The 14,350-nt window shown below is 66.6% G+C and carries 9 protein-coding genes and 7 pseudogenes; 9 read left to right on the top strand and 7 right to left on the bottom strand.

Translation table 11 applies throughout. The annotated features are described in order from the left end of the window. Positions 1-142: 142 nt before the first annotated feature. Positions 143-643 carry a hypothetical protein gene (locus ACZ7L5_RS29440; protein ID WP_471520236.1) on the bottom strand — a complete coding sequence of 167 codons (501 nt, stop codon included), beginning with the start codon at positions 641-643 and terminating at the stop codon, positions 143-145. A gap of 568 nt (positions 644-1,211) precedes the next feature. Here ACZ7L5_RS29440 and ACZ7L5_RS29435 point away from each other — a divergent pair. Further along, positions 1,212-1,682 (top strand): hypothetical protein, encoded by a 471-nt coding sequence (locus tag ACZ7L5_RS29435; protein ID WP_471520234.1) that lies wholly within the window; start codon positions 1,212-1,214, stop codon positions 1,680-1,682. A gap of 137 nt (positions 1,683-1,819) precedes the next feature. Continuing rightward, complete coding sequence (locus ACZ7L5_RS29430) at positions 1,820-2,491, top strand: transposase (protein WP_471520232.1); 672 nt, start codon at positions 1,820-1,822, stop codon at positions 2,489-2,491. Between the two features lie 126 nt (positions 2,492-2,617). Here the strand turns inward: ACZ7L5_RS29430 and ACZ7L5_RS29425 are convergent. Continuing rightward, positions 2,618-3,512: pseudogene (locus ACZ7L5_RS29425) on the bottom strand (IS5 family transposase). A 336-nt stretch (positions 3,513-3,848) separates the two neighbouring features. Between ACZ7L5_RS29425 and ACZ7L5_RS29420 the strand changes: the two are divergent. Beyond that, positions 3,849-4,937, top strand: a complete 1,089-nt coding sequence (locus ACZ7L5_RS29420; RefSeq protein ID WP_471520230.1) for a WD40 repeat domain-containing protein — start codon at positions 3,849-3,851, stop codon at positions 4,935-4,937. Between the two features lie 146 nt (positions 4,938-5,083). Here the strand turns inward: ACZ7L5_RS29420 and ACZ7L5_RS29415 are convergent. Further along, positions 5,084-5,341 (bottom strand): annotated as a pseudogene (locus ACZ7L5_RS29415) (transposase); the annotation flags it as partial. 134 nt (positions 5,342-5,475) lie between these two features. Here ACZ7L5_RS29415 and ACZ7L5_RS29410 point away from each other — a divergent pair. Further along, positions 5,476-7,074, top strand: a pseudogene (locus tag ACZ7L5_RS29410) (ISL3 family transposase). Positions 7,075-7,094: 20 nt separating this feature from the next. Here ACZ7L5_RS29410 and ACZ7L5_RS29405 read toward each other — a convergent pair. Next, entirely contained in the window at positions 7,095-7,637 is a 543-nt protein-coding gene (locus tag ACZ7L5_RS29405; protein WP_471520228.1) for a DUF6368 family protein, read from the bottom strand. A gap of 605 nt (positions 7,638-8,242) precedes the next feature. On the opposite strand from ACZ7L5_RS29405, the gene ACZ7L5_RS29400 reads away from it, so the two are divergent. Beyond that, complete coding sequence (locus ACZ7L5_RS29400; protein ID WP_471520226.1) at positions 8,243-9,223, top strand: hypothetical protein; 981 nt, start codon at positions 8,243-8,245, stop codon at positions 9,221-9,223. A gap of 279 nt (positions 9,224-9,502) precedes the next feature. Continuing rightward, positions 9,503-10,033, top strand: a pseudogene (locus ACZ7L5_RS29395) (ISL3 family transposase); the annotation flags it as partial. A gap of 16 nt (positions 10,034-10,049) precedes the next feature. Here the strand turns inward: ACZ7L5_RS29395 and ACZ7L5_RS29390 are convergent. After that, positions 10,050-10,144: pseudogene (locus ACZ7L5_RS29390) on the bottom strand (IS6 family transposase); the annotation flags it as partial. Positions 10,145-10,398: 254 nt separating this feature from the next. Between ACZ7L5_RS29390 and ACZ7L5_RS29385 the strand changes: the two are divergent. Together ACZ7L5_RS29385 and ACZ7L5_RS29380 are read left to right on the top strand one after the other, a co-directional pair. Next, positions 10,399-11,280, top strand: coding sequence for a hypothetical protein (locus tag ACZ7L5_RS29385; protein WP_471520224.1), 882 nt, complete (start codon positions 10,399-10,401; stop codon positions 11,278-11,280). A 389-nt stretch (positions 11,281-11,669) separates the two neighbouring features. Then, entirely contained in the window at positions 11,670-11,882 is a 213-nt protein-coding gene (locus ACZ7L5_RS29380) for a hypothetical protein (protein ID WP_471520222.1), read from the top strand. Positions 11,883-12,865: 983 nt separating this feature from the next. Here the strand turns inward: ACZ7L5_RS29380 and ACZ7L5_RS29375 are convergent. Further along, positions 12,866-13,101, bottom strand: a pseudogene (locus ACZ7L5_RS29375) (transposase); the annotation flags it as partial. Between the two features lie 8 nt (positions 13,102-13,109). On the opposite strand from ACZ7L5_RS29375, the gene ACZ7L5_RS29370 reads away from it, so the two are divergent. After that, positions 13,110-13,295, top strand: a complete 186-nt coding sequence (locus ACZ7L5_RS29370) for a hypothetical protein (RefSeq protein ID WP_471520220.1) — start codon at positions 13,110-13,112, stop codon at positions 13,293-13,295. Between the two features lie 484 nt (positions 13,296-13,779). Here ACZ7L5_RS29370 and ACZ7L5_RS29365 read toward each other — a convergent pair. After that, positions 13,780-14,350: pseudogene (locus tag ACZ7L5_RS29365) on the bottom strand (NF041680 family putative transposase); the annotation flags it as partial.

Raw genomic sequence — 14,350 nt, 5'->3', positions numbered from 1 at the left:
CCCCTCGAGGATTACTCTGTGGAACCTCTGGGGGACACACTCCTTGGCCCGTTTTTTTAGTCGGCTCCCACAAACACCCATCCCCCACACAAACCCCCTGGGATCGGCCCCCCCGGGGCCGTGGTCGTTCGTGCGGAGCGGTTCAGCGCTCGGGGCGCTTGGGGCGGAGCGTGGTCAGCGGAACCGCGGGACCCTCCGTGGGAGCGTCACCGACGACCACCGCCCGGCGGTTCTTGTCGGCCCGCAGGGTCCGGTCGGTCTGCGGACTGAACGCCTTGGGCAGCACCGCGGTGGCCTGGCGGCTGGAGGCTTCCTTGACCGCGTCGGTCAGGGCCTGGCGCCACTCGGGGATCGTCATGTCGAACTCGACACGGCGGTTGCTGCTCCGGCAGCGGATCGCAGCGGCTTCGTCGGCCTTACCGGTGTGATGCGGAACCAGCTTCTGAACCGTGCCCTGCATGCCAGTTATGGGCACCAAGGTCTCGCAGTCCTCGCAGACGAGGACCGCGTGCAGGGGGTCCCGCAAGTCAATGTGCGACGGCGGGAGTTGAGAAAGCCTGATGGCGGGGAGGCTGCTCACTCGCTTCGTACGGGTCCGGGTCGGACGCTTGCGGGCCCTGGGCATCGCAGACGTGATGGTCATTCGGATCTCCTGGAGTTCAGAGGGGCGGGGCTGCGTCGCGGTGCTCTCTCCGCCCACCAGGCGCACGGGAAGCCCGGCGTCCTGGAGGACGGACAGCGCATCAGCGCTGCGACGTACATGCAGGGAGTCGAGAACCCGGGATGTCTAGGACGGTCCGTCTTGGCCCCGCCCGGACGGCTTCCTCTGGCCCCGGCGGAGGAACGGTTTAAAGTGGCCCCACCTGGCTGCCCAGGCGCCGAACGTCAACGATGCGGTTCAACGTAGGTTGACGCGCCTCATGGAGGGGTCGCGACTGGCAGGGCCTCTCGCCGGAGTTGATTGGGAAGTACAGCAGGGGCGCCCCCCTCAGCGTCGTCGGCATCGAGAGGCCTACGACAATGGCCTGCATGGCAGCTACTTCTCCGCGTCCCGGCTGGTCGCCTCTGCGGCTCGCGAGCGGCTGCGGCCGCTCGGCCTCAATCAGCGCGGTCGATCCCGTATCTGGATCGATGACCGCGGTTGGTGGCTCGGGATTGTCGAGTTTCCTTCACCCACGTGGAGCCAAGGCAGCGGGTTGACCGTTGGGGTCATGTGGCTGTGGCAGGACCTCGGCCACCTGGCCTTCGACTTCGCGGAACAGGTGCAGCCGAGGCAGGACTTTCGCAACGAGATGCAGTTCGGACCGGTGGCGGCCGCACTCGCGGACCATGCGGGAGACCGCGTTGAGACCTTCAGGAGCACGTTCGGGGGGCTCGACCAGGTGGCCGAGCGCCTTCTGGAGCGTCCAGTACGGCGCGGTTTCGTCTGGGAGAGCGTCAATGCCGGCGTTGCCGCCGCCTTGGCAGGTCGCCCGGCGGAAGCAAGAGATCGCTTGCGGGCGGTACTCGCCGAGGAGCCCGTGGCGCCTTGGGGCGTGGACGTCCAACATGCCGCCCGCCACGTCTATGACGTGGCACATGACTTGGCGGCGGTCGGTGACTGGGCTGAGGCCGCTGTTATTTCGTGCCGCAAGAAACTGGCGCTGGAGCCCGCGCAGTGGACGGTCGGATCCGTCACCTGACGGCCCGGCGACCTTCAGATCCTGTCTCGATGCCCTGTGGGTCCGCCACCCGTTTGGAGTAGTGGGGGATTGACCCGGTTGGCGGCCGGGATCACGCTGTGTGCATTTGTGGTTACGGCCGTGTCAGGAGGCCGGGTTTGCAGCGTGTTGAGTTATTCGAGCGGATCCGTCGCGACCGAAGGCTGGAGGATGCCTCCGTCCGTAAGCTGGCCCGCCGTTACGGGGTCCACCGGCGGGTAGTGCGTCAGGCATTGGACAGCGCTTTGCCTCCTCAGCGGAAGGCGCCGGTGACGCGCCGGACGGCATTGGACCCGGCCAAGGGCTGGATCGACGAGATGCTGCGGTCGGATCTGACCGCGCCGCCGAAACAGCGTCATACCAACATTCGGATCTTGACACGGCTGCGGGACGAGTACGGCTTCGCGGCCGTTGCCTACACCACCCTCAACGACTATCTGCGGGTGCGCCGACCGCAGATCAAGGACGAGGCAGACCGCGCCCGGATGATCCACGAGGGCATGGTTCCGCAGTTCCACCGACTCGGCGAGGAGGCGGAGGTCGACTTCGCCGATGTCTGGGTCCGGGTCGACGGCAAACCGATGCAGTGCCAGCTGTTCACACTGCGGCTGTCGTATTCGGGCAAGGCGGTCCACCGGGTCTTCTCGACCGGCGGGCAGGAAGCATTCATGCAGGGCCACGTGGACGCCTTCCGGTTACTGGGAGGCATCCCGTCCAGGCACATCGTCACATCGCGCAGACCCAGGCCCTGCGGCAGGCAGTTGCGGACTGCCTGGAGTGCGGTTGCATGAATTCGATCAGTGCGTACTACTCGACACCACGGACGTGGCGCCCTGACCGCAAACGCTCGGCGGCCGCAACTGCCTGGCTCTGTCGATGAGGAGCGGCAACACTCGCCCACATTTTGAAACGAACAGTTAGAGGTCGTTTTCTCCCGTTGTTTCATCCCGGTATCTGCTGTTTAGTCTGTGGTGTCGGGTCGCGCCTGGAGATGGTGTTCTCGCTGGTAAGACGGCGGCCATGAGATCGGTCATGGCGATGTGGATCATGGCTTCGGAGCGGCCGGACAGGGTCTCGTAGTCGCGGGTCAGTCGGCGGTGGAGCATGAGCCAGCCGTAGGTCCGCTCGACTGCCCAGCGTTTCGGGATCGGGGTGAATCCCCTGGTCCCGGGCTTGCGTTGGGTGATTTCCATGTCGATGCCGAGGGTGGCCGCATGCTCGACGAGGTGCTGACGGTAGCCACCGTCGACCCACACCTTGCGAATGCTGGGATGTTCGGCCGCGACCTGGTCCAGGAGTCTGGCGCCGGCGACGGAGTCCTGCACACTCGCCGCGGTGACCAGCACGGCAAGCAGGAGCCCGATGGTGTCGGTGACGATGCTCCGCTTCCGGCCCACGATCTTCTTCCCGGCGTCGATGCCCTGGCCAGCGGCGGGAACGCTGGTGGAGGTCTTGACGCTCTGGGCGTCAATCACACAGGCCGACGGCTTGGCATCCCGCCCCTCTTTCCCCCCGCAGGAGCCGCCGGAGTAATCCGTTGAGCTGCGCGAACACGCCCTCGTCCGCCCACTGGGCGAAGTAGCCGTAGACCGTGTTCCAGTTCGGGAAGTCATGCGGCAGGTAGCGCCACTGCCCCCCGGTGCGGTCCACATACAAAATCGCATTCATGATCTCGCGCAGGTCATGCTCGGGCGGTCGCCCGAAGTCCAGGGCTCTGCCGCGGCGCTCGAAGCGCCAAGCCGAGAGCACGGGCTCGATCAACTCCCAGCGGGCATCGGACAGATCACTCGGATACGGACGCCGCTTCGCCATGCTCGTGGTGTATCGCCGCGGACCGAGTGCGCCCAGGCGCATCGCGATGACGGCGGAAGCACGCAGCCCTGAAAGCAGGACATCCTGGAATGAGACAGGAACGAGCAGCACCCTGCCCCACCCGTTCCCCCTTCAGACCCGTCAACCACAGCCACGCCTGCTGCCTCTTCCTAACCGCCACCCCACCCTCCGAGAAGCAGTCCATAAGCTGAGAAAACAGATGAAAACGACCTCTCATTGCGTGTTTTCCAACTCTGGTCGTGATGCCGTTCGGCTGTCTGAAGTCTGTGGCCGTGGGCAACTGGACTGTCTGTGCTGACGGTTAGGGTGCCGCACATGATTGATGATCGAATGATGCGTCGCTTCGCTGGCCACTGCCACGCCCGACGCCACGAGACCACTCCCGTCATTGAGCTGGACAGTGTTCTCGTTGCGGTCAGCGTTGACCGTGATGGGACCTTGTGGACCTGCGACCTCATCGGTGGTGAATGCGCCAAGCGTCCCCTGGAGCTCGACGCCGCTGGCCCTGAAGACGACTGGTACTACGAGAACGGCCTGTGGGACGAGGACGACCCCGACGAGGAGGAGAGGCCGAAGTTCAAAGCAGACACCTGGGAGATCGTGCGCAAATTGACGGTGGCGCATCTGGACGGTCGTCCCGTGGCCATCACTGGTGGCGGCCGGCACGACCTTCACCATCGCGGGTACACCGACACGGTCGGAGGAGCGGTGCGTGTATGGGATCTACGCACCGGCCGCAAGATCGGCAAAACGCTGACCTCGTGGCACCACAGCCTGGGCGTGTGCTCGCTGACCACCGTAACGTCCGACCAGAGGCTGATCGCCCTCAGCAGCAGCGAGGACGGCAGACTGCGGGCATGGGACCTGACCCGGGGAGGCGAACGCGTCGCCGACATCCAGGGCAGTTTCAACGGAGGCATGGGAGCCGGTCTCGTCAACGGCCGGCCGGTCGCCGCCACGGGAGGCGAGGACGACTTCCTCCAGGCCTGGGACCTCCTCAGCGGCGAACAGATCGGCAAGAACCTGACCGGTATCGAGCCTGTCGTACGGGCCATCACAATCACCGAAGTTCACGGCCGGGCAGTGGTAGTGGCCGGCGGAGACGATCATGCGCTGCACAGGTGGGACCTCACCACGCAGGAACCTATCGGAGCGCCCATGACCGGCCACACCAGCAGCATCCACACACTGGAAACCACGACTGTGTCAGGACGCGCCATAGCCCTGACCGACAGTCCTGACGGAACCACCCGCCTGTGGGACCTGGCAAGCGGGCAGCAGATCGGAGAACCGATCACTGGCCACCATCTCCAGATGGTCACCGAGGTAGCAGGAACTCCCGTCGCCGTCACCGCTTCTAAGGACGGCATCCGCGTGTGGGACCTCACTCTGGCCACCCGTTAGCCCTGGCACTCCTGTCCCCGGCGTCTCGGACACCACGGCTCGCCGGGCAGCGGTGGAGTGTTCAGGCCGGAATTCACCGTCGTCCGGCGGCCTTCTGGGCTGCGGGGCTTCGGGCGAGGCGCCGAGTAGAAGAAGCGCCGTCAGACGTCGGCTGGCGCCGGTTTCCTCGGCCAGCTGGGGTTGGCGCCTTTCCGGGCCAGGCGCCTGGTCATGAGGGTGATGGCCGCCCAGGTGATCAGCGTTTCGGAGTGCTGGACGAGGCGTTCGTAGTCCCTGGCGTGGCGGCGGGCGTGCATCATCCATGCGAGGCTGCGTTCGACGACCCATCGGCGGGGCAGGACGATGAAGCCGGAGGCGTCCTTGGGGCGGCTAACGGGCTTGATGGTGAGGTTAAGGTGGCTTTGTTCACGGGTAGCGGCTCTGGCTCAGCTTCTGTGACGCGGCCACTCTGAGTGACAGCCGGACCTCTATGAGCCGTACAACGAAGTGGCCCGAAAATGGCCCGTTGGCCCGGCGGTTGGGCTGACAGTTCGGGGCCGTGGAAGAGGTCGTGCTCCGGCTCAAGGAGTTGTTGTTCCCGTCGATCGCGGACGTCGCGGTGCTGTCGGTGGACGTGAACACCGAGACGGTGCGTATCGATGTGCACGGCATCGCGAACGGTGCCGTGCGCCCGGTCTGCGGAGCCTGGTCGAACCGGGTGCATGGTTCCTACCTGCGGTTTCCCACTGATGTGCCGAGCGGTGGCCGAAGCGTCGTTCTCCAACTGAGGGTCCGTCGGTTCACCTGCGAGAACTCAGGCTGTGCTCGCCGTACCTTCGTCGAGCAGATACCCGGTCTGACCCGTCGGCACGGTCAGCGGACCGAGCGGTTGCGCTCCACACTGGCCGCAGTCGGCCTGGCCCTCGCGGGCCTGGCCGGGGCCCGTCTTGCCCGCGTTCTCAGGGTGTCCGTCAGCCGCAGCACGGTGCTCCGGCTGGTGGACGCTCTTCCCGAACCCGAGATCCCCGCGCCGCGGGTGGTCGGCGTCGACGAGTACGCCACCCGCAAGGGCCGCCACTACGGCACTGTCCTCATCGACATCGAGACCCGGCGCCCCGTCGATCTGCTGCCGGACCGGGAGGCGTCCAGCCTGGAGGCTTGGCTTGCTGAACGGCCAGGCGTCGAGGTCGTCTGCCGCGACCGGGCGCCGTTCTTCGCCGAAGGCGCCTCCGCCGGCGCCCCGCAGGCCGTCCAGGTTGCGGACCGGTGGCACCTCTGGCACAACCTGAGCGAGGCTGCCGAACGGGCCGTCGCCCAGCACCGCCGCTGCCTGCGAGCCCTTGTCCCGGCCGCCCCCGAACCCTAGCCTGGGCCCGCCTCGGAAGACGAGCCGTCCGGTTCACCCTGGCCGACGGGGCACCGGTTCGCCGACCGCACCAGGTCCCGGCACGCCGCCGTTCACGCACTCCTGGAGGCTGGACACAGCCTGCGTTCGGTCCAGCGGCAGCTCGGCATGGCCTGGCACACCGTCAAACGGTTCGCCGACGCCGAGAGGCCCGAGGATCTGTTCACCGGCCAGTGGCAGGACCGGCCCTCCGTGCTCGACGACTACAAGCCCTATCTGGACGACCGGTGGAACGAGGGCTTCACCAACGCGTGGAAGCTGTGGGAGGAGATCGTGCCGCTCGGCTACAAGGGCAGCTACCAGCGCGTTCGTGCGTACTTGCACAAGAAGCGCACCTCACCGCGACCGGTGACCGCTCGGCCGCCGTCGCCCCGGACGGTCTCCGGATGGATCCTGAGCCGCCCTGAAACCCTCACCGAGCCCGAACGACTCCAGCTCAAGGCCGTCCGCACCCAGTGTCCCGAACTTGACGCCCTCACCCGACACGTCCGGTCCTTCGCGACCATGCTCACCGACCGCCAGGGCGAGCGTCTCCCAGCCTGGCTCGACTCCGTCCGACAGGACGACCTGCCCAGCCTCCACACCCTCGCCGCTGGCATCGACCGCGACCTCGACGCCGTCATCGCCGGATTGACCCTGCCCTGGAGCTCGGGCGCGGTCGAAGGCCATGTCAACCGGATCAAAATGCTAAAGCGCCAGATGTTCGGCCGAGCCGGCTTCAAGCTGCTACGCAAGCGGGTACTACTCGCGTGAGCCAGCTGGCTGAGTTCCGGCTACTTCAGGAGCCTGAAACCGGGCTGTTGCGCCCACGCTCGGAGGAATTCCGCCGAGCCGTACACGGCGGGCCACGGATCGGTCATCGTTGCGACGATGCCGGGAAGGCCGGCCACGATTGAAACCTGATCTTCTCGCAGCTCGGCGTTGGCGACACCACCGATCACATCCATGACGGCGGCGGTCAGCAGGGCCGTGACGAGGTGGTCGACAGGACGGTTGCAGAACGCGATGACGTCGACCGCGTGGGTGGGGGTGAAGCCGATGAGGGGTTCCTGGTCGACTTCGTCGGCGTGCTCGGCATCGAAGATGGCCTCGCCACCGATCCCAGGCCCCATGAGAGAGACCAGGAGAGGCCGACGTCCGTCTACGTCCCCGGCATCCGCAATCCCGAGGCTCTCCGCGCGAATGTTCAGGTCGTACTCGCCGACCCGCTTCTCCTCAAACCGTGCCGAGGCGCCAAGAAGGAACTCGCGGAGCCGCTGGATCGCCACGCGAGGGACGGCCTCCGCCAACTCGATCACCAACACCGGTCCGCTCATGGCCCGGAGCCTAACCAGCCAGGTATGCCATCCCCAACCGATTACCAGAGTGGCCGCGTCACAGAAGCTGAGCCAGAGCCCTTTGAAGTGAACGAAGCCAGCCAGGGGGGTGGGATGGCCTGCGTTGGCTGTTCACCGGTGACCTGTCCAACTGCCGGACGTCCTCCTCCACCTGCCTGACGCGGGCCTGCGACACCATCGTCATCACCAAGAACATCTTCTGCTCGCCCTGCCTCGAGCAGCTGACAGCCTCAGACCAGCAGCCGGACACCTTCGCCGTGATCTTCCGTCCGTCCCGCCAGCGCAGCTTTCCCGGCATGGTCACCGTCCGGTGCTCCATCACCCGCGAGGGTGTGCAGTGCGTCCGACCCCGTCACTGCAAGGGCATGTGCGTCACGCACTACGGCGCATGGAAATACCACGCGACCAAAGGCACAGAGGAAGCCTGGCTGCGCAACCGCTCCCAGCCCTTAACCGACGGCCTTCCCTGTCAGGTTTCCGCCTGTCCCAGCCCGTCCTACAACTCCCGTGGCCTGTGCAATTACCACGCCCGGCAATGGAGTAAGGACAATCGCCGAAACCCCCTCGATGCCGAGCAGCGGTCCGTGCAGCAGTTCCCCTATCTGGCCACGCACCAGTTCAGCCTTCTCCCTCTGCCTGACCTGTTGCGCCACGAGATGCTCTATGGACTGCAGCAGACCGACCTGTGGATCCGCGCCCTGGAGCCGCACCGCATCCGCAACCTCGTACGCGACCTGACCGGCGCCGCCACCCTCCTCGCGGAAGACACCGGGCTCAACCGACTGGCCAGCGCACACGCCGGCGCCGTCAGAACACTGCAGCGGCTGCGCACCGCCGTCCGCAGCGGGTTCGAGGAATTCTCCGGCAGGCCCCTCGCCGAACCGGACGTCCTGGACCTGCGGACCATCGGCCTGCGCACCACGGCGGGGGGCGCGCCCCGCCGGATGCCCAGCACCGCAGACCTGCGCCCCATCCACCAGCCCTGGCTACGCGACCTGATACGCCACTGGGCCCTCACCAGCACGCCGCGCACCGAGGTCTTCTCCAACACTCCGCGGGCCGTCACCATCGCGTCCCGGACGCTGGCCCAGCGACCAGGACAGGGCCTTGACCCAGCGGCGCTGCACTTCACCGACGCCTCCGCGATCGTCGACGCCTTCCGCGTCGCCCTGCGGCGCGACGGCACCCTCTACCGCTCCTCACAGCGCCGCACGCTCGTCGGCTGCTTCTTCCAGCTGATCGACTACGGCCGCCGCTCCGGACAGCTGAACACCCTCGCCGGAGCCTTCACCCGCCACCCGGTCGAGCACCGCATCCGCATCGAGGAAACCGACGAAGACGGCATCGGCAAGGCCGTTCCCGAAACGGTCATCCGCCAGCTCGACACCCACCTGGACACCCTCGGCCTCGGAGAGGTCCAAGGCCGCCGCGACCTTGCACCCGCCGACCGGCAACTGCTCTACCAGACCGTCTACATCCTGCTCCGCGATACCGGCCGCCGCCCCTGGAGATCGCCGCCCTGCCCCACCACTGCCTGGAGACCACCCACGGCCAGACCTCACTGATCTGGAACAACCACAAACGCCACCGCCACCGCCGGCGCCTGCCCATCACCGAATCGACCGCCCAGGCCATCCGCACCTGGCAAGCCCGCCGCCCCCACCTCCAACTGCCCCCCACCAACGACGCCTACCTCTTCCCCGCCCTCAGCTCCTACAGCAGCGCCGGCCACCTCAACGCCAACTACATCAGCGAAACCCTGCGCGCCTGGGTCGACTCCCTGCCCGCTCTGCACGCCGAAGGAGTCGACGCCTGCGGCAACCCTCTGCCCTTTCGTCCAGCTCGCCAACAAAACGCTCTCCACCGTCCGGCGCCGCACCACCGCCGAGGTCCGGGGCCGACGAGGACGCGCCACCGACCCCGAATGGAGAGGCAACCGCCTCCTGCGCAACCGGGAGGGCCTCACCCACGAGCAGTTCGAACGCATGCGGAACCCGCTCCTGGACGAAGGACCGGTCGGACAAAGGCTGCTGACCGCGTGGATCGCCAAGGAGAGCCCGCGCACCCTGCTCGCGCTGGCCTGCACCGGCGCCGACCGCGAACAAATCGGCCATGCCAGATGGAAGTTCCTCACCTGGTGCGCGGACAGCGACACCCCCGAGGTCACCAAGCTTGCCGCCACCGTCGACCGCTGGTGACCCGAGATCGCCTCGTTCATCGAAACCGGTCACCACAACGCCAAAAGTGAAGGGATCAACCGCGTGATCAAGCTGGCCGCCCGCAACGCCTTCGGCTTCCGCAACGCGGAGAATCAGCGCCTACGGACACGCTGCGTCACCACCCGACAAGGCCGAGGCCACCTCTACCCCGCCTAAACTTCGACGACCGGCCTTCCACCTCACGGAAGCTGAGGGGAACCCGAAGTACAGCCACACCCAATGGGAGATTATCTCGACTGGGTACCGGTGACCCCTGTATGACGGCATGCCCTCCACGGACGCCCCCTCCACCAAGAACCAACCCGAAGATCATCTCACTCAGTCGGCCAACGTGACTGTGCCGTGATCCCTCGTCGGACACTCTTCAGTCCTGTCTGGCCGTGCTTGCGGGTGGGCTCGTGGCCTCGCGTTGGCCTGTGCTGCGGTCAGGGAACTGTAGTCGGCAGCTCGGCGTCGTCATGGGAATGACCGCAGTGATGGGAATGGCGCAGCGAGGGTCAGCGGGGCGCGTACTCGCTCACTTGGCGGCTGTCTGGCTGGTCGGATGCATCCTGACCCAGTTCCAGTCCTATGCGGCGTTCATCGCCTTCCACGCCGGTGAAGCGATTCTGCTCACCGCTGCTGTCGTCGGCGGCGTGATGGTGACCCTTGCAGCAGCCGCGTTCGCGGTGCTCGGGTTCGCCTTCCGTACGATCGTGCCGCTCCTGGACCGGGCGCGCGGGCTGTGGGCATGGACAGCGGGTGTCTACGTGCTCGGCACGATCGGCGCGTTCGGAGCTGGCGTGGTGAACTTCAAGATCAATCGCTGGGGAGGCGGTGATTGGCTCTACCCGACCGGAGGTGCCTGCTACGCGCTCGCAGCCGCGCTCTTCCTCCCCGGCATCCGCGTCAGGCTGGGTGCTCTTGGCACAGCGGCTGTTCTCGCTGCCGGCGGATCGTACGCCGCCTGGTCGGCCGCACAACCGCCCACTCTCGACGAGTGGATCACCGCCAATCGTGTGGACCGGGCTCTGCTGCAGGTCGGCGGTCCGCCGCCGGGATACACACTGCGGGTCGCGGGCGCGAGTGAGGTCGACTTCCATGCCAGGTACGAGGGGCCCCACTCGGTGCGGCTGTACCTCGGCGTGGAACGGACGGGACACGACACTCCTCGCACCGACGCGAGTGGCCACCCGGTTTTGCCGATCCGCTGCCAGGACGACGGCGGAGGCCGCCAGCTGGTGACGTACGAGAGCGGCTACGAGTACCAGGACCTGCGCCTGCGCCGCGACGGCCTTGTCTACACCGTGACCATGGAAGGGTTCCATGGTGATCTGTCCGCAGCCCGGCACATTCTGTCGACGCTCAGGCCGGCGACCGACACCGAACTGGGTGACTTGATGGAGCTGCCCATGCGGCGGTGAGTATCCAAGGAGCGCACCCCCCCTCCACATTGCTTCCGCGCTCTTCCGAGATATGTTCTTTCGGATTCGCGTCCACGGGTCACAGGGGCAATGAGGTGGAAGATGCCAGGTGACCAGGTGCACCCGCCGTGTGCCGTCTGCCGGGCGCTCGACTCGCTCCACGGCCAGGCCATCGAGGTTCAACAGCTTCGTCGTATCGTTGTCCAAGCCCGTGGTTCCATGTGATCAAGCTGCGTAGAGAACAGTCGTGATCGTTCATGGCCAAGGACGTCCTGCGTCAGGGGCCGGACAGTCCGGTACTCACACTGCGTGACAAGCATGAGCAACGACAGGCATCGCACCCCGCCTAACTTCGAAGACTCGTCATAGCTCCTCGGAGGATGTCACCTGTGCATGTGGATCAGGCTCGGGACGACTACATCGAGCGCTTCCGTACCATCGCACGCGACGGGCTCGACGAACTCTTCGTCCCGGGGCGGCGCGCGGGTTTCGCAGGCGGACGGCTGGAACGCTTCGCCGTCGTGGACAGGGGAGTGTCGGTCCACGCAGAGACCTGCTTCTCCTTCCGCGGCCACCGCTTCCAGTACGAGTGGCAAATCTGACCGCCCGGTTTCCCGCTTGAGATCAGTACCGCCCTCTACATCGAACACCTGCGAGAACGGATCCTCACCGGCCGCTACGGGCCAGAGGCGGACCCGGAAGTGACCATCGAGGTCTAGCGCGCCGTCCTGCCGTCTGGCGCATCATCACACACCGCAACCATTATGTTGCCGAGAAGACCTCAGTGACTTTCGAATCCGGTGTTGAGAGAAAAGCGGAACCATTTCTCATCGCTGCTGCCGAGTGTGCTGAGGGGGCAGAATTCGGTCAACTCTCTACTCGCCAAGGCGGTTGTGTGTTTTGTCGCGTTTGCGATCTGGCGGTTCCCGGATTCCGGCGTGAAGATGCCCGCCGTACCGGCGAACGGGGGGCGGGATGGGGTTCGGGTGGGGCCTGCGTGAGCGGCCACGTGCGGCGGAGGACGTGGTTCAGGGGCCGGCGGTTCCGGTTTAACCAGCTCCTGCTGCCTCTGGGGAGGTGGATCCAACCGCGCCGGAGGTAACCGGGTTGCTGTGTCAGGCCGTTTACGCTCGGCCTGACCGGGTCAAGTCTGCCAAGGCGTGGTGGCAAAGGATCCGCGGCAAGGACAAGGCGCCGGACAAACCCCGCCGCAGCATGCGCAGGCGCATCTACCTGGAGGGCAGCGACGACTGCCCGCCCTTGGGCGAGCCGATGGCGCAGTGGGTTTTGGATCACGTCCTGCACGGGCCGCCCGTGCCCGTGCCGTCGTACGGATTCGACCTCATGCCGGTGGTCGCACACAGTCTGCGTGCACGGCGGCGAAGGTGGCTCCGGTGGGTCGGCCTGTTGCTGGTGACCGCTGGCGTGACCCATGCGACACCCCGGGATGCGGCTGTGGGGGGTGGGGTCTTTCTGGTGGCCTTGGTGATGCGGTGGGCTGCGCTGCGTGCGCACCGGAAGGCGAAAAGGTCACGGTTGGCGACCTCTCCTTTTCGGTCGGCGTACCTCGTGCTGTGCGTGCCGTGCCTGGCCGCTGGGCGAGCCATGCCGCCAGACTGGATGCCTCCCGGTCTGGGAGGAGATCGATTGGACGGTGGCTTCGACATCCACGAGGACGGTGCCGTAGTGGCGGCCCTTGCGCGTGGCGTACTCGTCGACGCCGACCACCCGCGGCGCCGGTACTTCCGGCTCGGGCAGCGCGTTGACCAGGCGTAAGACAGTGCTCCGGCTCACGGACACGCCGAGGACGGCGGCCAGCCGCCGTCGAGGTGGTCTGCCGGGACCGGGCACCGTTCTTCGCCGAGGGCGCCGCCGCCGGAGCGCCGCAGGCCATCCAGGTCGCGGACAGGTGGCACCTCTGGCACAACCTGAGCGAAGCAGCCGAGCGGAGTGTTGCCCAGCATCGCCGCTGCCTGCACGTTCTGACACCCGCGTTACTGAGCCCCAGCCTGTGACAGTCCTAGCCGCGGGCCAGACCGAGTCGCCATGGCCACGCGGGCACCGGTTCGCCGACCGGACCCGGTCCCGGCACGCAGCCGTGCACGCCCTGCTGGAGGCAGGCCACAGCCAACGCTCGATCCAGCGACAACTCGGGATGACCTGGAGGACCGTCAAACAGTACGCCGACGCTGCGAAGCCGGAGGACCTCTTCACCGGCCAATGGCAGAACCGGCCCTCCGTTCTCGACGACTACAAGCCCTACCTGGACGACCGCTGGAACGAGGGTTGCACCAACGCCTGGAAACTCTGGGAGGAGATCCTGCCCCTCGGCTACAAAGGCAGCTACCAGCGCGTCCGCGCCTACCTGCACGACAAACGCACCTCACCACGGCCGGTGACTGCCAGGCCGCCCTCGCCCCGCGCCGTGGCCGGATGGATCCTCCGGCACCCGGACACCCTCACCGAGTCCGAGCAGCTCCAACTCAGCTTGTTCTTTATCTACCAGGACCTGCCAGGCTTGCCGATGGCCTTGAGGGTCTCGGGGCGTTTGACGGTCTTGCCGACGTTGTATCGGGGTGCCCGGTGTTTGTTCTTGGCGCCAGGCGGTCGTCCGGGGCCGGTGCCTCGGGGTTTGGGAACACGGGTCGGGCAGGCGAGGTGAGCGCGGATGTTCCTGAACCCCCGGCGGACCCGGGCAGGGGTGATCCGGTCGGAAGCGGTGGGTTTCTCCCAGGGCCGGCGGAGGTCCTCGGCGAGGGGCCGGGCGAGCCGGAGCTGAGTGTGAGCGACGATCAGGATCCAGGTCCAGCGGTCCGCCGCCTCGGGAGTACGGAGCTTCGGAGTGGTCCGGCCGAGGGTCTGCTTCGCGAAGCGGAAGGTGTGCTCCAGGTCGAAGCGGCGGAGAAATGCCTGCCAGAAACGGTCCACGTCGTCCGGAGTGACGCCGGTCTTGGAGGACCATAACCACACCGGCGGGGCATCACGGTCCTTCGACAGATGCTCGACCTTCAACCGGATCAACGTGCCCTCAACCAGGGGAAGTTCACCGTCATGGTCGAGCCATGAGGAG

It is taken from the genome of Streptomyces sp. NPDC107528 (genome assembly GCF_055639295.1).
Note: the sequence above shows the minus strand (reverse complement) of the source record. Positions and strands in the feature narration are given on the sequence as shown.

Excerpts from the sequence above, each read along its gene's own strand:
- ACZ7L5_RS29440 (WP_471520236.1), bottom strand. The coding sequence starts at position 643 with ATGACCATCACGTCTGCGATGCCCAGGGCCCGCAAGCGTCCGACCCGG.
- ACZ7L5_RS29435 (WP_471520234.1), top strand. The coding sequence starts at position 1,212 with ATGTGGCTGTGGCAGGACCTCGGCCACCTGGCCTTCGACTTCGCGGAA.
- ACZ7L5_RS29420 (WP_471520230.1), top strand. The coding sequence starts at position 3,849 with ATGATTGATGATCGAATGATGCGTCGCTTCGCTGGCCACTGCCACGCC.
- ACZ7L5_RS29405 (WP_471520228.1), bottom strand. The coding sequence starts at position 7,637 with ATGAGCGGACCGGTGTTGGTGATCGAGTTGGCGGAGGCCGTCCCTCGC.